The 16,987-nt window shown below is 57.7% G+C and carries 18 protein-coding genes; 7 read left to right on the forward strand and 11 right to left on the reverse strand.

What is annotated here, in order from left to right; all coding sequences use genetic code 11:
* Window positions 1-16 precede the first annotated feature (16 nt).
* The 4 genes from chbA to osmE all read right to left on the reverse strand — a co-directional run bounded on the left by chbA (window position 17) and on the right by osmE (window position 2,804).
* Window positions 17-364, reverse strand: a complete 348-nt coding sequence (gene chbA / locus H7R56_RS14070; protein ID WP_106926547.1) for a PTS N,N'-diacetylchitobiose transporter subunit IIA — start codon at window positions 362-364, stop codon at window positions 17-19.
* 54 nt (window positions 365-418) lie between these two features.
* The gene (chbC, locus tag H7R56_RS14075; RefSeq protein ID WP_182928284.1) at window positions 419-1,777 is read right to left on the reverse strand and encodes a PTS N,N'-diacetylchitobiose transporter subunit IIC; all 1,359 of its coding nucleotides are present in this window, start codon (window positions 1,775-1,777) and stop codon (window positions 419-421) included.
* Between the two features lie 79 nt (window positions 1,778-1,856).
* Entirely contained in the window at window positions 1,857-2,177 is a 321-nt protein-coding gene (locus tag H7R56_RS14080; protein ID WP_106926543.1) for a PTS sugar transporter subunit IIB, read from the reverse strand.
* 285 nt (window positions 2,178-2,462) lie between these two features.
* On the reverse strand, window positions 2,463-2,804 hold the full coding sequence (osmE, locus tag H7R56_RS14085) for an osmotically-inducible lipoprotein OsmE (RefSeq protein WP_106926541.1): 342 nt from the start codon (window positions 2,802-2,804) through the stop codon (window positions 2,463-2,465).
* 217 nt (window positions 2,805-3,021) lie between these two features.
* Here osmE and nadE point away from each other — a divergent pair, with 217 nt between their 5' ends.
* Complete coding sequence (gene nadE / locus H7R56_RS14090) at window positions 3,022-3,849, forward strand: ammonia-dependent NAD(+) synthetase (protein ID WP_106926539.1); 828 nt, start codon at window positions 3,022-3,024, stop codon at window positions 3,847-3,849.
* Between the two features lie 81 nt (window positions 3,850-3,930).
* On the opposite strand, the gene spy is transcribed toward nadE, so the two are convergent.
* The 6 genes from spy to H7R56_RS14120 all read right to left on the reverse strand — a co-directional run bounded on the left by spy (window position 3,931) and on the right by H7R56_RS14120 (window position 10,785).
* Complete coding sequence (gene spy, locus H7R56_RS14095) at window positions 3,931-4,437, reverse strand: ATP-independent periplasmic protein-refolding chaperone Spy (protein WP_182928285.1); 507 nt, start codon at window positions 4,435-4,437, stop codon at window positions 3,931-3,933.
* A 318-nt stretch (window positions 4,438-4,755) separates the two neighbouring features.
* Window positions 4,756-5,727, reverse strand: coding sequence for a succinylglutamate desuccinylase (gene astE / locus H7R56_RS14100; protein WP_106926535.1), 972 nt, complete (start codon window positions 5,725-5,727; stop codon window positions 4,756-4,758).
* A gap of 9 nt (window positions 5,728-5,736) precedes the next feature.
* Entirely contained in the window at window positions 5,737-7,062 is a 1,326-nt protein-coding gene (gene astB, locus H7R56_RS14105) for an N-succinylarginine dihydrolase (protein WP_106926533.1), read from the reverse strand.
* Entirely contained in the window at window positions 7,059-8,537 is a 1,479-nt protein-coding gene (gene astD, locus H7R56_RS14110; RefSeq protein ID WP_106926531.1) for a succinylglutamate-semialdehyde dehydrogenase, read from the reverse strand. The genes astB and astD overlap by 4 nt, the downstream gene beginning before the upstream one ends.
* The gene (gene astA, locus H7R56_RS14115; RefSeq protein WP_106926530.1) at window positions 8,537-9,568 is read right to left on the reverse strand and encodes an arginine N-succinyltransferase; all 1,032 of its coding nucleotides are present in this window, start codon (window positions 9,566-9,568) and stop codon (window positions 8,537-8,539) included. The genes astD and astA overlap by 1 nt, the downstream gene beginning before the upstream one ends.
* Entirely contained in the window at window positions 9,565-10,785 is a 1,221-nt protein-coding gene (locus H7R56_RS14120) for an aspartate aminotransferase family protein (RefSeq protein WP_106926528.1), read from the reverse strand. The genes astA and H7R56_RS14120 overlap by 4 nt, the downstream gene beginning before the upstream one ends.
* 449 nt (window positions 10,786-11,234) lie before the next feature.
* On the opposite strand from H7R56_RS14120, the gene xthA reads away from it, so the two are divergent.
* Window positions 11,235-12,038: an exodeoxyribonuclease III gene (gene xthA / locus H7R56_RS14125; RefSeq protein ID WP_106926524.1), complete on the forward strand. Its 804-nt coding sequence runs from the start codon at window positions 11,235-11,237 to the stop codon at window positions 12,036-12,038.
* 115 nt (window positions 12,039-12,153) lie between these two features.
* On the opposite strand, the gene H7R56_RS14130 is transcribed toward xthA, so the two are convergent.
* Window positions 12,154-12,312: a hypothetical protein gene (locus H7R56_RS14130; RefSeq protein WP_181357991.1), complete on the reverse strand. Its 159-nt coding sequence runs from the start codon at window positions 12,310-12,312 to the stop codon at window positions 12,154-12,156.
* On the opposite strand from H7R56_RS14130, the gene H7R56_RS14135 reads away from it, so the two are divergent.
* From H7R56_RS14135 to H7R56_RS14155, 5 genes are read left to right on the forward strand one after another with little or no spacing between them, the layout of a single operon-like run.
* A complete protein-coding gene (locus H7R56_RS14135) occupies window positions 12,238-12,900 on the forward strand; it encodes a TVP38/TMEM64 family protein (RefSeq protein WP_106926522.1) in 663 nt (220 codons plus the stop codon). The two genes, H7R56_RS14130 and H7R56_RS14135, sit on opposite strands and share 75 nt — an antisense overlap.
* Window positions 12,897-13,589, forward strand: a complete 693-nt coding sequence (locus H7R56_RS14140) for a TVP38/TMEM64 family protein (RefSeq protein ID WP_106926520.1) — start codon at window positions 12,897-12,899, stop codon at window positions 13,587-13,589. The genes H7R56_RS14135 and H7R56_RS14140 overlap by 4 nt, the downstream gene beginning before the upstream one ends.
* The gene (locus H7R56_RS14145) at window positions 13,589-14,776 is read left to right on the forward strand and encodes an ABC transporter substrate-binding protein (RefSeq protein ID WP_374956737.1); all 1,188 of its coding nucleotides are present in this window, start codon (window positions 13,589-13,591) and stop codon (window positions 14,774-14,776) included. The genes H7R56_RS14140 and H7R56_RS14145 overlap by 1 nt, the downstream gene beginning before the upstream one ends.
* Window positions 14,749-16,284 carry an ABC transporter permease family protein gene (locus H7R56_RS14150; RefSeq protein ID WP_182928286.1) on the forward strand — a complete coding sequence of 512 codons (1,536 nt, stop codon included), beginning with the start codon at window positions 14,749-14,751 and terminating at the stop codon, window positions 16,282-16,284. The genes H7R56_RS14145 and H7R56_RS14150 overlap by 28 nt, the downstream gene beginning before the upstream one ends.
* Window positions 16,284-16,916 carry an ATP-binding cassette domain-containing protein gene (locus H7R56_RS14155; protein WP_106926516.1) on the forward strand — a complete coding sequence of 211 codons (633 nt, stop codon included), beginning with the start codon at window positions 16,284-16,286 and terminating at the stop codon, window positions 16,914-16,916. The genes H7R56_RS14150 and H7R56_RS14155 overlap by 1 nt, the downstream gene beginning before the upstream one ends.
* Window positions 16,917-16,987: the final 71 nt, after the last annotated feature.

The raw sequence follows: 16,987 nt of genomic DNA on the forward strand, positions 1-16,987 counted from the left end.
CCTCATATGGAAAAGCCTATTGTACCTTCTCGTGAAGTTCGATCAATTCAGCAACCAGCTCGCGCGCTAACATTGACGTCATAAGATGATCCTGCGCATGAACCAGCACCAGGCTAACCTTCATGCGGCCTTCACCTTCATCGCTTTCAATCAGCTGCGTCTGTACGCGGTGTGCTTCGCTCAGCGCGATGCGGGACTGTTCCATGGTCGCCTTCGCGGCCTCAAATTCACCCTGCTTTGCCTGCTTCAGCGCGGCGTATGCCAGGCTACGCGCCTGACCTGAGTTGATAATCAGACCCATCACCACTTCTTCGAGATCGTTTTCCTGCACGTCCTCAGCAACAACATTATCCAGATCGAACATACTTATTCCCTTTTGTGAGGGCGGTATGGAGGTTCGCTCCATACCGCATTGGCATTAGAATTTCAGAGCAGCGGCGATGTCTTCTTCGCTTTCTTCTTTGTCAATGGTGGCCTGCGCTTTATTCGAGATAATCACGAACGGCATGTAGACCAGCGTTGCGACACCCAGGTTGAACAGCGCCAGAATCAGTGCGGCTACGCTACCGTTGGTGTTAAAGAATGCACCCAGACCGGTTGGCATTGTCCATGGCGCCACGTTGGTGATTGGCGGGATGATGCCCAGGGTATACGCGGTCATGGTAATCGCGGCCAGCAGCGGCTGAATCAGGATGAACGGAATAAACATAACCGGGTTCATGATGATTGGCAGACCGAACAGAATCGGTTCGTTAATCTGGAAGATGCCTGACGGCAGCGCCAGCTTAGCAACCTGACGGTGATCTTCGCGGCGAGAGGCGATGAAGATAGCGATGATCAGACCCAGCGTTGCACCCGTACCGCCGAGGAAGATGTAGGAATCCAGCATCGGCTTCGCCCACATGTGGAACTGGTGACCGGCGGCAACCGCGGCTTCAACAGAACCGTACTGCTGGTACAGAGAGATGTTTTCCAGCGCCCATGGGGTCATGATGCCGCTGTCCAGCGCGGAAAGCGCCAGGGAACCGTGCACACCGAAGAACCACAGCAGCGAGGTAAAGATAACGTAAGCCCAGCCCACGACGTGACCCATAGAAGCCAGCGGCGTAGAGATGGTGTCCATGATGATCTGGTGGAAGTTGGTGCCCCAGTGGGTCAGCGCCCAGGAGATAATCCCCATGATGGACAGAATAATGAACCCCGGGATAACCGCTGAGAACGAACGGGACACCGAGCCCGGTACGCTATCCGGCAAACGGATGACCCAGTTACGGCGCACCACAAAGGTGAACAGTTCGGCAACAACCAGACCGATAATGATACCGGAGATAATGTTTGCCCCGCCTAACCAGTTAGCGCCTACGGCATAGGCTTCGCCTACGCTGTACGGCGTAACGGTCATAAACGCGGCAATTGCAATTAAGCTTGCGGCCATCGGGTCAACTTTGCGTTCTTCGGCTAACGCTGAACCGATAAAGAAAGGCGCCATCAGCGACATAATGCCTAAGGTACCGTTATAAACGTTACCGCCGATGGCTTTAAAGCCGTTTAATGTTTCAATGGTGGACGCATCCAGACGAATGCCCATTGAATAGAAGAATGACCCCTCACCAAAGCTCAGAAAAACGTTATTAATTAATACAAACATGGCCCCCGCGAGGGTCAGTGGCATTAATTTAATAAAGCCGTTTTTAATGGCATTGACGTGTGGCTGCTTTCCTATTTTAACAGCAAAAGGAAGGAGTACCTTTTCAAGCGAATCGATCACTTTACTCATAGAAAAATACCCTTAAAGGGCCGCAATAAAATTGCGGCGATTAAATATGAAATAACTCTTTGACGGGAAAAATAAAAAATTACTGCGAAGCTGACTTCTTAATTGCAGCAACCGCTGCTTTTAACACACCTAAACCATCTACTTTGCCGTAGAGCGTTGAATCGATAACCTCAACCGGCTTGTTCGGTAATAACTTTTTAATATCGTTCAGCATGTAGGCAATTTGTGGGCCGAGCAAAATCACGTCAGCCTGTGGGCCTTTTTCCCCAGCAAACGTTTCAGAGAATGCTTCAATTACGACCGGCACTTCGTATTTCTCAGCCTGAGCACGCATTTTGGATACCAACAATGAAGTGGACATCCCTGCAGAGCAAAAGAGATAGATATGTTTCTTTTCCATTCACGCTTCCTCAACTTGTGAAATCTGTCATCATCGGGCGATGTTCCATGTGCCCATAACCCTCGTATGTAACAGATGAGTTATCTACTGTTTATGCCTTGAGTATACGGCAACAATTTGTCTACCGATAATTCCTAAGAGCCAAAAATTGTCTCTCATTGACCTCTTGTTTTGACTACCTTCACACTTTGCTCAAAATAATTCGCGACAAGAAATAAGCATGACGTCTGATAAAAAAGCCCGACGCTAAGGTCGGGCTTTCGTAGATGTCCTCTAGATGCGCGATTATGACTTCTTAACCGCCGGATCGGTGTCGTACTCAGCGCAGGTCTGATAGCCGGAATTGATAACGTGACCGGTGTCATCCAGGGCCACAAAGTAGGTTTCCGCTTTACCATCTCGTTGACCCAATATATAGGTCTGACAAGTACCCCGGGCGTGAGTCATGGTTATTTCTGATGACGGCTTGCCGGCAATCTGCATCACCTGTGAACGGCTCATCCCTTTTTTAACATCTTTCACAACCGGCTGCGTGAACTGGTCTTTGGTACGATCGTAAGCGGTACAGCCTGCCAGCATTGCCAGTACGGCTGCGGCACCCAGAAGTCCTGCAACATGCTTTTTCATCTTCCCTCTCCTTTCGTTCGATGTTTTTTAAGCCTGGAATAAATATTGCTAATTATCAACCGATACGCCGAAATCAACGCCAATCAGGTTAATGAATCGGATTTATTTACCTCTGGTAAAACTGTGATCCTTGTCGTTTTACCGTCAAAGAGGTAGCTTTAACACTTTGTTCTGATGGGCTATCGGCAAGGCTGGCACACTCATTCCGGAGGGGTAAATGGCATTACAGCAAGAGATCATTCAGGCGCTCGGCGCAAAACCACAAATAGATGTACAAGCAGAGATCCGCCGCAGCGTGGATTTTCTCAAGGCATATCTGAAAACCTATCCGTTTATCAAATCCCTGGTGCTGGGAATCAGCGGCGGTCAGGATTCGACGCTAACCGGCAAGCTGTGCCAACAGGCCATTAACGAGCTGCGCGCGGAAACCGGCGACAGTGCGCTGCAGTTTATCGCGGTCCGCCTGCCCTATGGCGTGCAGGCCGACGAACAGGACTGTCAGGATGCCATCGAATTTATTCAGCCGGACCGCGTACTGACGGTCAATATTAAAGGAGCCGTGCTGGCCAGCGAACAGGCGCTGCGCGAAGCAGGCATTGAGCTGAGCGACTTCGTTCGCGGCAATGAAAAAGCCCGTGAGCGCATGAAGGCCCAGTACAGCATCGCGGGGATGACCCACGGCGTGGTGGTCGGTACCGATCATGCAGCGGAAGCGATAACCGGCTTCTTCACCAAATACGGCGACGGCGGCACCGACATTAACCCCATCTTCCGCCTCAACAAGCGCCAGGGCAAACAGCTGCTCGCCGCGCTGGGCTGCCCTGAGCATCTTTATCTGAAAGCCCCCACCGCTGACCTTGAAGATTCCCGCCCTTCTCTGCCGGACGAGGTCGCGCTGGGCGTCACTTATGACAACATTGACGACTATCTGGAAGGTAAAACCCTGGCGCCTGAACAGGCGAAGATTATCGAAGGCTGGTATCTGAAGACGGAGCACAAACGCCGTCCGCCGATTACCGTTTTTGATGACTTCTGGAAGCGATAAATGAGAAAACCGCCGGAGCTGCCCATAGCCATCGGCATTTATGGGCAACTTCGGCGGTCTTAAGATCGTATGCCGGGTCGATTATTCGGCAGGCGCAGGAGGCATTTTACCTTCCGGTGCATTATGTTCTGTCAGACGCTTCTCAAAATTAGCATTAAACTGCTTTTTCTGTTCCGGCGTTAAAATGTTGTAAATCTTGTTCTGTGTTTCCAGACGAGACAGCATCATGGTCTTATGCTGCTCTTCCATCTTGTTAATCTGTGCTTCAGCCTTAGCCTTGTCGAAGCTGTCGCTGGCAATCAGGCTGTGCATTGCACGCATCTCTTCCTGCGGCGGGCGTTTCATGTGTTCGCGGCTGTCTTTCATAATGTCGCGAATCTGCTGTTTCTGTGCATCGGTCAGGTTCATCCCCTGGAACATCATATCGTGACGTGGGCCCATCTTACCTTTGTGATGATGCATCATCTTACCGGCCGGCTGCGTCGCATCTGCCGCGGTGGTCGTGGTGGTATCCGCAGCGTGAGCCAGATTAGCCGCGCCCAGAGCCAGGGTAGAAGCAACAAACAGTGCAGTTAATTTTTTCATCATCAAGTCCTTACTTTCAGTTATTCTGACGGCGCATTGCCGTGTTGACGAGATTAACTTTACGGGGTTTATCGTCAAATAATCAGAGTGTAGGTAAAACAATGAAAGTGTAAAAAACAATTTTACGACAATTATGAGGAAATTAAGGATAAACTGTGGAGAGTTGCAACAAAAATATGCAATATGCTGATTAAGAAGAGATTTTTAAGAAGTATAAAGCAAGCATGTTTATTAATAAAGCAAAACACCAGGAATATTCTGCAATATCCTCGAGGATAAATAATAAAAAGCCGCAACACCATGATGTGCGGCTTTTTTATATTATGGGGGAAGACGTTCAAGCATGAGCCCCGCCCGCATACCCAGCGCGACGTCAGGGTTAGGAAACAGCACGTACTCGCAGGGCGATTGCACCACGTAGCGGATCTCGCCGTCCTGCGCCAGCAGCGTCCCTTTGGCAAACGGCGTAAAGTTCAACGTCTGTGCTGACATGTGCAGCTGGAACTCAGCGCTGCGACGCGTTATTTCTTGTACCACCCGGTAGTTGAGCGGCGGCGTTGCACAGCCGCCGCCGCGCTCGTCCGCCAGCAGATTGGCCAACTGTCGTTCCACCAGGGCAAACTGACTCAGCTCGTTTTGCCCAAAAGGCCGCGCTTTACCCAGCTCCAGCGTGCATGACAGCGCCGCAAAGGCCTCGCTAGTAAAATGGCTGAACGTGCCGCCCGGTGCCTGATGAAACACCAGCGCCTGAAGCCCCGCTGAGCCTAACCAGCTTAAAAACTCCGGCTCCCAAGGCAGCTCGCGCGCCGGCAGGACGCCAAAGCGCGGGTGATGTGAGCCGCGAATGGCGGTGTGCATATCAAGGTGCCAGCGCGTGTCGGCCGCACAGCGCTGGTAAAATGCCGTCACGGTCTGCTCCAGACTGGCGGCACGGATGGTTTCATCGCTGACCGGAAAATGCAGCCAGCGTCCGCCGAACATGCGGTTAAGATCGCTGTGCAGGTAGCGCTTGTTATCACGCAGCGCCGGCGGGTTACCTAACACCACCAGCAGATGCCAGCGTAGCGCCTGCTTGCCGCCGATCAGCGCACTCAACAGTTTATCGAGGATTTCGACCGGTGCCGTTTCGTTACCGTGGATCCCCGCCGACAGCACCATCGCCTGCGAGCAAGGGCGGTGCGGCGTCAGCTGCAGCACCCCCGCTTCTCGCCACTCCCAGTGAAACGTGCCCATGTCCCCTTCGGGCTGCGACGGCAACCGCCCCGCCAGCGTTAATGCCAGAAACTGTTTCATGCCGCCTCCTTAACGCTGAAAGGGGTAGAGGGAACCCAGCTGTAAAATTTGCGTCAGACGGTCGAGCGCTTCGCGCCCTTCTGTCAGCAGCAGCGGATCGGCAAGATCGGCCTGAGTCAACCGATCGCGATAATAGCGGTCGACCCAATTATTGAGCGTGGCAAACAGCGTATCGTTCATCATCACCGCCGGGTTTACCGCCCGGCGCTCATCTTCGGTCAGCACGACCCGCAGACGCAAGCACGCCGGGCCGCCACCGTTGGCCATGCTTTCGCGCAGATCAAACACCTTTAGCTCGTCGATAGGATTATCCTGCGCCAGCAGCGTATTCAGATAACGCCAGACGCGCGGGTTCTCCTCCACTTCTCCCGGCAACACCAGCAGCATGCTGCCGTCAGGCTTACTCAGCAGTTGGCTGTTAAACAGGTAGGTCGCCACCGCTTCCGCCACCGTCACCTTCGCACGGGGAACTTCGATGGGCATAAACCCCGGCACTTTATGCGCCAGCAGCTGCAATAACGCCGGCTGGTCAACAAACGCCTGCTCATGGCAAAACAGCACCTGGCGGTTACTGACGGCGATAACATCATTATGAAACACGCCACCATCGATCGCCTGCGGATTTTGCTGGGCAAAAATCACCTGATTGGGATTGATCTGGTTAAGCCGGGCCACCGCTTCGCTAGCGGCGCGGGTCTGCCGCGCCGGATAGCGCTGCGGTGATGTGCTGGCATGCGCATCACGGCCGTAGATAAACAGCTGAGTGCCCGGCTGCCCGTAATCACGCCCCAGCCGATTATGGTTTGCCGCACCTTCGTCCCCCATCGATGTGCCCGCAGGCAGCGGGCCATGTACCGCAAACTTATCCGGATCGGCAAATATCGCCTGCAGGATGGCCTGGGTGGTGGGCGCTTCGCTGGCGCGATGCAACAGGCTGCTCAAATTGGCAACCGTCAAATGGACCTTTCCGTCCAGCGCGTCGGCGGAGGGGCATACCGTCGCCGCATTCGCCACCCACATCGCCGACGCCGAACTGGCGGCGCTGAGCAGCGCTGGCGCCTGCGTCGCGGCTTTCGCCAGCACCTGCTCGTCGCGGCCGCTAAACCCAAGCTGACGCAGCAGCGCCACGTTGGGCCGTTCCTGCGGCGGAATCACCCCCTGCGGGAAACCGGCATCAGCCAGCGCCTTCATTTTCAGCAGCCCCTGTCTGGCCGCTCGCTGTGGATTCGACACCTGATGTTGATGACGCGTCGACGCCTCGTTGCCAAACGACAGCCCGGCGTAGTGGTGCGTCAGACCCGGCAGGCCATCGAAGTTAACCTCCCAGGCGTTCATGAGGGCACCTCACGCTGAAAATCCAGCCCGGGATTAAGCGCGGCAGGCAGCACCAGCGTCGGCGATTCGAGGCTGGCCATTGGCCATGCGCAATAATCCGCAGCGTACCAGGCACCTGGACGATGGTTGCCCGATGCACCCACGCCGCCAAACGGTGCGGTGCTGGCCGCGCCGGTTAACGGTTTATTCCAGTTCACGATCCCGGCGCGCGCCTCCAGCAGCAGACGGTCAAACTTGTGCCGGTCCGGCGAAATCAATCCGCAGGAAAGCCCGTAACGCGTCGCGTTCGCCAGCGCGATAGCCCGATCGAAATCATCATAACGCCAGACGCCCAATAGCGGGCCAAAGACCTCTTCATCAGCCAGATCGCGCGCTTCGCTCAGATCAACAATCCCCGGCGTGAGCAGCGATGTTCCCGGCTGGAGAAGACGCGGGGCCAGCAGCGTCACGCCGCCCTTTTCCACCTGCATTTGCCAGGCCTGATACACGCGTTCGGCGGCCTGCGCAGAAATCAGCCCACCGATAAACGGCTGCGGTTCAGCGTCCCAGGCGGCCGGAATAATCCGTCCGCTCACCTCGACCAGCCGCTGCAGGAACGCATCGCCCAGCGCGCCGCGTTTCACCAGCAGACGGCGCGCGCAGGTACAACGCTGACCGGCGGTGATAAACGCCGACTGAATGGTCAAATGTACGGCAGCGTCAATATCCGCAGGTTCATCGACGATAAGCGGGTTGTTGCCGCCCATTTCCAGCGCGAGTATCTTCTGCGGCTGACCGGCCAGCTGACGATGCAGATGGAAACCGGTCGCCGAGCTGCCGGTAAACAGCACGCCGTCGATTCCCGGCTGGGCGCTCAGCGCCTCCCCGGTCTCCCGCCCGCCCTGAACCAGGTTAAGTACGCCCGGCGGCAGCCCCGCCCGTTCCCACAGTTTCACCACCGCCTGCGCGCAATCTGGCGTCAGTTCGCTGGGTTTAAACACCACCGTGTTGCCTGCCAACAGCGCCGGTACGATATGCCCGTTCGGCAAATGACCGGGAAAGTTGTAGGGACCGAAAACCGCCAGCACGCCGTGCGGGCGGTGCCGCAGCGTTGCGGCCCCGTCGGCCATATCGGCCTGGCTTTCGCCGGTCCGGCTGTGATAGGCCTTCACGGAAATGGCGATTTTGTTGATCATCGCCGCCACCTCGGTCGCCGCTTCCCAGCGCGGTTTGGCCGTCTCGCGTGCCAGGGTTTCCGTCAACCCCGCCTTATTCGCCTCAAGCAGCCCGGCAAAGGCCTCAACAATCTGCTGACGTTCGCCGAACGGCCGGCGCGCCCAGGCGGGAAACGCCGCCCGCGCCGCGTCCACGGCCAGGGTCACCTGCTGCACGCTCGCGTCGTGCCCCTGCCACACCGTTTCACCGCTTACCGGGTTTGCGCGCTGGCGACGCGGGCCATCGCCAGCAAGCCAGGTTCCATTAATCCACAGGCTCATTATTTTTTCTCCTCTGGGCACAGGCGCACCAGGCGTACGTTATCGCCAGGATGGCAGTTCAGCGCATCTCGCTGTTCGGCGCTTAAGCTCAGGCTGTCACTCGCCGGGTCAGCGTGAACCAGCATGGCGCGATAATGCTGGTACTGTTCGTTAGCCACTACGCACAGCGGCAGGTCGCCGCCGCCGGGTTCGCCTTCAGCCACCGTCACCAGACGGCTTTTACGCACCGCGCGCACCCGGTCAATTTCACATTCCAGCGTCGGGCCACCGTCGAAAATGTCGACATAGTCACGGTAGCGAAAGCCTTCTTTTTCCAGCACCGCCCGCGCGGGAGCCGTTTGCGGATGCACCTGGCCTATCACTGCCCGCGCTTCTTCGCTCAGGAAATCGGTGTAGATCGGATGCTTTGGCATCAGCTCAGCGATAAACGCCTTTTGCCCGGTGCCGCACAGGTAATCCGCGCGAGCAAACTCCATAGAAAAAAAGCGTTTGCCCAGGCTTTCCCAGAACGGCGAATAACCGTGCTCATCAATTACCCCGCGCATTTCCGCCACCACCTTGTGGTTAAAGCGATCGCGAAAAGCCGCCATAAACAGAAAACGCGACGAGGACAGCAGGTGGCCATTACTTTCTTTGCGCCACGCCGGGTCGAGAAACAAGGTACACAGCTCGCTGCTGCCGGTATGATCGTTGGTCAGGAACAGCGTCGGCAGCGCGTTATACACGTTCAGCTCCTTCGAGGCATGTACCAACGTACCGACCCGGTAGTTATACCAGGGATCGTTGATGCCAACGGCGACCTCAATCGCGCACACCCCAACCACCGCGCCGCTGCGGGTATCTTCCAGGACAAAAACATAGCCCTGGTCGCCGCGCGGCAGCGTGCCCTGCCAGGTGGCCTGCGAGCGGGCGATACGCGCCGCCAGGGTCTGTTTGTCGGCCGGCAGTGAGGTCAGCCCGCCGCCCGTTTCCCCCGCCAGCGTATAGAGGCCGGGCAGATCGTCTACGCCGACCGGACGGATAATCATCATGATGATTCTCCCGCAATGAACCGTTCACAGGCGGTGGCGAAGCGATTGAGGCCAAGGGTCACATCGTCTTCTTTGATAATCAGCGCCGGCGCAAAACGCACCACGTTAGCCCCGGCAATCAGCACCATCAGCCCCTCTTCAGCCGCCAGTTGGCTTATCAGCTTCGCCTTCCCGGCATACTCATCCCGCAGCGCGCAGCCAATCAGCAGGCCAACGCCGCGGATCTCTTTAAATAACGCAAACTGGTGGTTAATCGCCTGCAGGCGTTCTTTGAACCACTGTTCGCGCTGCTTCACCCCGTTTAACACCTGCGGCGTATTCACGATCGACAGCACTTCACCGGCCACCGCACAGGCCAGCGGGTTACCGCCATAGGTGGTGCCGTGCGTCCCCACCGTCATCACGCTGGCATACGCATCGCGTGCCAGCAGCGCGCCAATCGGGAAGCCACCGCCCAACGCTTTGGCGGTCGTCAGCAGATCCGGCGTCACGCCATAATGCTGATACGCATAGAGTTCTCCGCTACGCCCTACGCCGGTCTGCACCTCATCAAAAATCAGCGCCGCGTGGTGACGATCGCACAGCGCACGTAGCGCCTGTAAAAATTCACCCGATGCCGGTACCACGCCACCTTCGCCCTGGATAGGCTCCACGATAACGGCACAGGTATCGTCATCAATCAGCACGCTGGCCGAGTCGATGTCGTTATATACCCCGTGACGGATCTCCCCCGGCAGCGGCGCGAAGTCCTGCGAGTAGGCGGGCTGCCCGCCGGCGGTTACGGTAAACAGCGTGCGGCCGTGAAACGCATTCTTAAAGGCCACGATCCCACTCTTATGGCTGCCAAACTTGTCGTGCGCATACTTACGCGCCGTCTTCAGTGCCGCTTCGTTAGCTTCGGCGCCGGAGTTACAGAAAAACACGCGGTCGGCAAACGTGGCATCGATCAGCTGCTTTGCCAGTCGCAGCGCCGGTTCGTTGGTGTAGCCATTACCGGTATGCCAGAATTTTGCCGCCTGCTCGGTCAGCGCACGTATCATCGCCGGGTGGGCGTGTCCCAGCGCATTTACCGCGATACCGCCAGCAAAATCGATATAGCCTTTCCCCTGTTGATCCCACAGCCAGGCGCCCTCACCGCGAACCGGAATAAACGGTGCCGGTGCATAAACCGGCATCATCCACTGATCAAAATCTTGACGGCTGATTGACTGAGACATAGCGACCTCTACAGGTAAATGAATGGTTTAATTTATGTTAATTATTTGAGTGTTTTTCACTGTAAATGTAGATTGCACGGTTCGTGCCAGCGAGAGAGAAAACTGCATAAACGCGGACTGCAAACGAAATATCAATAGGTTACACACCATCACCATTCAATAAATGTGCATAAAAAGTGAATATTAAGGCATTAACGGCGCTTTGCAGGGCAAAATTAAGAAATGTTATGCATCAGCAAAATATCATTCTGGATTTGTGATCCACTGCGAAATTTATCGTAGCTTTACGCTTCATCACGGCGCAGATTGCCTCAACCTGGTGCACATTTTGCTCGGGAAGATGGCAGCAGCCATCAAAGAAATTGGCGATACCGCGGAGTGAAGGCAGCGGCTGACGTTAAATTCTGCTACTATCCCGTCACAATTCACTCTGCAAAGTGGCAACGACTATGAAATTTGTCTCTTTTAATATCAACGGCCTGCGCGCCCGTCCTCATCAACTGGAAGCCATTGTCGAAAAGCATCAGCCCGACGTGATTGGTCTACAGGAGACAAAAGTTCACGATGACATGTTTCCTCTGGAAGAAGTGGCAAAGCTCGGCTATCACATTTTCTATCATGGCCAGAAAGGTCACTATGGCGTGGCGCTGCTGACCAAGGCCGAGCCGGTAGCGGTTTATCGCGGCTTCCCGAACGATGACGAAGACGCTCAGCGCCGCATTATCATTGCCGAAGTGCCGTCGCCGTTTGGCAACGTGACGGTAATCAATGGCTACTTCCCGCAGGGAGAAAGCCGCGATCACGAAACCAAATTCCCGGCCAAGACCAAGTTCTATCAGGATCTGCAGGATTACCTGGAAACCCGGCTGAACAAAGATAACCCGGTACTGATTATGGGGGATATGAACATCAGCCCGACCGATCTCGACATCGGTATCGGCGAAGAGAACCGCAAGCGCTGGCTGCGCACCGGTAAATGTTCGTTCCTGCCAGAAGAGCGTGAATGGATGCAGCGTCTGCTCGGCTGGGGTCTGGTGGATACCTTCCGTCACGCCAATCCGGAAACCAACGACCGCTTCTCGTGGTTTGATTACCGCTCCAAAGGGTTTGACGACAATCGTGGCCTGCGCATAGACCTGCTGCTGGCCAGCCAGCCGCTGGCAGCACGCTGCGTGGAAACCGGCATCGATTATGAGATCCGCGGGATGGAAAAACCGTCGGACCACGCGCCGGTATGGGCGACGTTTAAATAATCGGTTGCCGCGCGGCGCGCTTTGCTGACGTAAAGGGCGTCGCGTTAACGCAGCTTTGTAAAAATCCTGAGCAAAATCAACAAACAGGCGCGAAATCCTTGCCGAGATGGCCGTTCTATAATACCGTCGCGCGCACCTTTTCTTCCCGGCAGGAGGACCCCCATGCAAAAGAAGTCGCAACCACGCAGCCGTTAAGCTCCTGCTGATTGTTGCCGTTGTCGCACTGCTGTCCTTTCTGATACACCGCATCGGCCTGATTGAGCTGGTCACCCATTTACGTCAATTACAGGATACCGTGCAGCAAAGCGGCGCGATGGGCTATGCGCTTTACATCACCCTGTTTGTGCTCGCGTCGCTCTGCCTGCTGCCGGGCAGCGTCCTGGTGCTGGCGGCGGGCATGGTATTCGGCCCATGGCTCGGTACGCTGCTGTCGCTTATCGCCGCGACCGTTGCCTCGGCGCTCTCTTTTTTGCTGGCCCGCGGGTTGGGACGCGCGCTGGTGCTCAAATACGTCGGCCATACCCGCACCTTTCAGGCTATCGAGCGCGGCATCGCCCACAGCGGCATTGATTTTCTGATCCTGACCCGACTTATCCCGCTGTTTCCGTATAATATTCAGAACTACGCGTACGGCTTAACGTCGATGCCCTTCTGGTCATACACCCTGGTTTCTGCGCTCACCACCCTGCCGGGGATTGTTATCTATACGTTGATGGCCAGCAAACTGGCGGCGGAAGGCATCACCCTGACCTTTGTGCTTCAGCTTAGCCTTGCCGGGCTGGTGCTGTTTGCGCTGGTACAGGCGGCCAAGGCTTACGCACGCCATAAGCACATTGCGCTGGCCGAAGAGGACGAGAAATGAAGCCTATCTGGTACGCCCGACTGCTGATGATTGCCGCGCTGACGGCGCTGGTGCTCGCATGGCTATTGATTCCCGGCGTACATGCGTTCGTTCGCGATAGCCTCGATGCCTTTCTGGCGGTAGACCAGCAGGGCATCGAGCGTTTTATTCGCGCCTACGGTTCGCAAGCGGCGATCGTCTCGTTTCTGCTGATGATTTTTCAGGCTATAGCCGCGCCGCTGCCGGCGTTTTTGATCACCTTTGCCAACGCCTCGCTGTTTGGCGCATTCTGGGGCGGCGTGCTCTCCTGGAGCAGCGCGATGGCCGGCGCAGCGCTATGTTTTTATATTGCGCGCATTATGGGCCGCGGCGTGGTAGAAAAGCTCACTGGAAAAGCGGTGCTCAACGGCGTCGACGGTTTTTTTGCACGCTACGGTAAACACACGATCCTTATCTGCCGCCTGCTGCCTTTCGTGCCGTTCGATCCGATAAGCTACGCCGCCGGGCTAACGTCAATGCGCTTTCGCCACTTTTTGATTGCCACCGGCCTCGGTCAACTGCCCGCCACCATCATCTATTCGTGGGTCGGCAGCATGCTTACCGGCGGCACGTACTGGTTCGTGACGGGGCTGCTGATTCTGTTCGCACTGACTATCGTTATCTTTGTCGCGAAGACATTTTATCTCGAACGCCAGAAGAGGAAATCCTGATGCGTTATCACGGATCACACCGTTACCTGCGCGGCGCGCTGCTGGGCCTGCTGTCGCTATGTTCATCGGCAGCCATCGCCGCCGACTGGCAGCAAATTGAACATGAAGCCAAAGGCCAAACCGTTTGGTTCAACGCCTGGGGCGGCGATGAAGCGGTCAATCACTACCTGGATTGGGTCAGCGGTGAAGTGAAGCGTGATTACGCCATCAACCTGCGGATTGTGCACATTGCCGACGCGGCGGATACGGTTAAACGCATCCAGTCCGAAGCCCGTGCCGGGCGTACCCAGCGCGGCTCGGTCGACCTGCTATGGGTCAACGGTGAGAACTTCCGTACGCTTAAAGAGGCCAACCTGCTGCGCACCGGCTGGGCAGAACAGCTGCCAAACTGGCGCTATGTCGATCTCAGCAAGCCCGTACGTGAAGACTTTTCCGTGCCGGTCGAGGGCGCTGAATCACCGTGGGGCAGCGCGCAGCTGACCTTTATCGCCCGTCAGCAGCAAACGCCGCAGCCGCCGCAATCACCGCAGGCGCTGCTCGATTTTGCCCAGGCGCATCCAGGTACGGTGACCTACCCGCGTCCGCCGGACTTTACCGGCACCGCGTTGCTCGAACAGCTGCTGATCAACCTGACCACACAACCCGACGCCCTTAAGCTGCCACCGGACTCCCAGAGCTTTGCCGCCGTTACCGCGCCGCTGTGGGCTTATCTCGACCGGCTGCATCCGCTGATGTGGCGCCAGGGCAAAGATTTCCCGCCCTCGCCCGCGCGGATGGATAGCATGCTGGCCAACGGCACGCTACGCCTGTCGTTGACCTTTAACCCTATGCACGCCAGACAGAAAGTGGCAAAAGGCCAACTGCCGAAGGACAGCTACAGCTTCGGCTTCCGCTCCGGGATGCTCGGCAACGTTCACTTCGTCACCATTCCGGCAAATGCCTCGGCCAGCGCCGGAGCGCAGGTGGTGGCGAATTTCCTGCTGTCGCCGACGGCACAACTGCGTAAAGCGGACCCCGCCGTATGGGGTGACCCGAGCGTGCTCAACCCGGCAACGCTCAGCGCCGGCCAGCAAAAAACGCTGCGGGCGCTGATGCCGGAAGATACGCCGCCGGTGCTGGCTGAGCCGCACGCTGCCTGGGTGAACGCGCTGGAGCAGGAATGGCTTCGCCGCTACGGTACGCACTGATTCTGCTGTGCTGGGGCATGATGCTGGTCATCTATCTGCCCCTGCTGCCCGCTGCGGGTGTGCTCTTCACGCCTGTGCTATCGCTATCCTCCTGGCAACAGCTGCTGGCGGATCCTCAACTGCCTCAGGCTGCAGCGGCGACGTTTATCTCAACGCTGATTGCCGTCGGCGGCGCGCTGCTGTTAACCCTGCTGATTATCGCCACCCTTTGGCCCTCTCCCACCTGGCAGCGGCTGGCCTCGCGTCTGCCGTGGCTGCTGGCGCTGCCGCATGTGGCCTTTGCCAGCGCGGCGCTGCTGCTGTTTGCCGAAGGCGGCGCGCTGTATCGGCTGCTGCCGGCCCTGAGCCCGATTCAGGATCGCTATGGCATCGGACTCGGGCTGGTGCTGGCGGTGAAAGAAAGCGGCTTTCTGCTATGGGTCTGTTGGGCGCTACTCGGCGAGCGGCGGCTGGCGGAACAGGTGGTGGTGTTCAAAAGTCTCGGCTACGGGCGCGGCCAGTGTCTTAATCGGGTGATCCTGCCCTCGCTGATGCCATCGCTCAGCGTTGCGCTGCTGGCGACCACCGCCTGGACGCTTTCAGTGGTCGACGTCGCCATAATAGTCGGCCCGGGGAACCCGCCGACGCTGGCAGTCCAGGCCTGGCAGTGGTTGAACGACGGCGACGTCGACACGCAGGCCAAAGGCGCACTGGCCTGCCTGCTGTTGCTGGCGGCCCTCGCCGTCATTGCCAGCGCCGCCGCGCGACTGTGGCGGTACGGGCAAAACCGCACGCCGCACTTTGACGGCGAACGGCAGCCGCATTTCCCGTTGCTACCGGGGCGCAGCCTGGGGCAACTTCTGCCGCTGTGCGGCCCGCTTTGCGCGCTGTTCCTGCTGGCGCTGGCGCACGGCGCGCTGCCCGGCCAGGAAACGATCGGCAACAGCCTGTGGCTGGCGCTGCTGTCGGCCACGATTGGCGCTGTCGTCTGCCTGCTGTGGCTGGAATGGGGGCCTGCGCGGCATCAGCGCTGGCTGGATCTGCCGCTGCTGCTGCCGGCGCTGCCGCTGGCCGCCGGGCAGTATCAGTTAGCGCTGTACGGCTGGGTAGACGGACTGTTCAGTACCGTGCTGTGGGGACATCTGCTGTGGGTCGTCCCCTGGATGCTGTTTGTACTGCGTCCTGCCTGGCGGCAGATAGACCCGCGCCAGACGCTGCTGGCACACACGCTGGGATGGGGGCGCGGGCGCGTCTTTTTACAGCTAAAGTGCCCGCTGGTCATCCGCCCCCTGCTCTCTGCGTTGGCCGTCGGCTTTTCCGTCAGCATCGCGCAATATCTCCCCACGCAATGGCTCGGCGGCGGGCGCATTCCCACGCTCACCACAGAAGCGGTCGCGCTGAGCAGCGGCGGCGCCACCGCCACGCTTGCCGCTCAGGGACTCTGGCAAACGCTGCTGCCGATGTTCTTCTTTTTGTTAACCGCGCTACTGGCGCGGCGAATCAGCCATTTCAGACGAGGGCTACGCTGATGCTACAGGTGCAGAATTTAACGCTCATGCAGGCAGAGCAGCCCCTGCTGCGCGAGGTTAACTTTAGCGTCGCGCCGGGTGAAATTGTGACGCTGATGGGGCCTTCCGGCTGCGGAAAATCGACGCTCTTTTCGTGGATGGTTGGCGCCCTGGACGGCGCGTTCCGCAGCCAGGGCCAGCTGTGGCTCAACGGCCGCCGCTGCGATGCGCTGCCTACCGAGCAGCGGCGCATCGGCATTCTGTTTCAGGACGCGCTGCTGTTCGATCATCTGAGCGTTGGGCAGAATCTGCGGCTGGCCCTGCCCGCCAGCGTGCCGCGCAGCGCACGTAATGCGCAGGTTGAACAAGCGCTGACCCACGCGGAGCTGGCCGGGTTTTTCTCGCGCGATCCGGCGACGCTTTCCGGCGGTCAGCGCGCCAGGGTGGCCTTGCTCCGCGCTCTGCTGGCGCAGCCGGATGCTCTGCTGCTGGATGAACCGTTCAGCCGTCTCGATCAACAGCTGCGCGGCAGCTTTCGTCAGTGGGTCTTTCACGCGCTACGCGCGCAGCAGATTCCGGTCGTTCAGGTCACCCACGACCCGGACGATGTGCCGCCGAACGGCCGCTGTTTACCGCTCGCGGACTGGCGCTGACGCGGTAAATACTGCGTTAACGCAAGGTATTTCTTTTAGCAGAGGTTCAGAATGACGCTCCTTTTATCTTC

The sequence above is a fragment of the Klebsiella sp. WP3-W18-ESBL-02 genome (genome assembly GCF_014168815.1).
In the GTDB taxonomy this organism is placed as follows: Bacteria; Pseudomonadota; Gammaproteobacteria; order Enterobacterales; family Enterobacteriaceae; genus Kluyvera; species Kluyvera ascorbata_B.

Excerpts from the sequence above, each read along its gene's own strand:
- chbA (WP_106926547.1), bottom strand. The coding sequence starts at position 364 with ATGTTCGATCTGGATAATGTTGTTGCTGAGGACGTGCAGGAAAACGAT.
- chbC (WP_182928284.1), bottom strand. The coding sequence starts at position 1,777 with ATGAGTAAAGTGATCGATTCGCTTGAAAAGGTACTCCTTCCTTTTGCT.
- H7R56_RS14080 (WP_106926543.1), bottom strand. The coding sequence starts at position 2,177 with ATGGAAAAGAAACATATCTATCTCTTTTGCTCTGCAGGGATGTCCACT.
- osmE (WP_106926541.1), bottom strand. The coding sequence starts at position 2,804 with ATGAAAAAGCATGTTGCAGGACTTCTGGGTGCCGCAGCCGTACTGGCA.
- nadE (WP_106926539.1), top strand. The coding sequence starts at position 3,022 with ATGGCATTACAGCAAGAGATCATTCAGGCGCTCGGCGCAAAACCACAA.
- spy (WP_182928285.1), bottom strand. The coding sequence starts at position 4,437 with ATGATGAAAAAATTAACTGCACTGTTTGTTGCTTCTACCCTGGCTCTG.
- astE (WP_106926535.1), bottom strand. The coding sequence starts at position 5,727 with ATGAAACAGTTTCTGGCATTAACGCTGGCGGGGCGGTTGCCGTCGCAG.
- astB (WP_106926533.1), bottom strand. The coding sequence starts at position 7,062 with ATGAACGCCTGGGAGGTTAACTTCGATGGCCTGCCGGGTCTGACGCAC.
- astD (WP_106926531.1), bottom strand. The coding sequence starts at position 8,537 with ATGAGCCTGTGGATTAATGGAACCTGGCTTGCTGGCGATGGCCCGCGT.
- astA (WP_106926530.1), bottom strand. The coding sequence starts at position 9,568 with ATGATGATTATCCGTCCGGTCGGCGTAGACGATCTGCCCGGCCTCTAT.
- H7R56_RS14120 (WP_106926528.1), bottom strand. The coding sequence starts at position 10,785 with ATGTCTCAGTCAATCAGCCGTCAAGATTTTGATCAGTGGATGATGCCG.
- xthA (WP_106926524.1), top strand. The coding sequence starts at position 11,235 with ATGAAATTTGTCTCTTTTAATATCAACGGCCTGCGCGCCCGTCCTCAT.
- H7R56_RS14130 (WP_181357991.1), bottom strand. The coding sequence starts at position 12,312 with ATGGGTGACCAGCTCAATCAGGCCGATGCGGTGTATCAGAAAGGACAG.
- H7R56_RS14140 (WP_106926520.1), top strand. The coding sequence starts at position 12,897 with ATGAAGCCTATCTGGTACGCCCGACTGCTGATGATTGCCGCGCTGACG.
- H7R56_RS14145 (WP_374956737.1), top strand. The coding sequence starts at position 13,589 with ATGCGTTATCACGGATCACACCGTTACCTGCGCGGCGCGCTGCTGGGC.
- H7R56_RS14150 (WP_182928286.1), top strand. The coding sequence starts at position 14,749 with ATGGCTTCGCCGCTACGGTACGCACTGATTCTGCTGTGCTGGGGCATG.
- H7R56_RS14155 (WP_106926516.1), top strand. The coding sequence starts at position 16,284 with ATGCTACAGGTGCAGAATTTAACGCTCATGCAGGCAGAGCAGCCCCTG.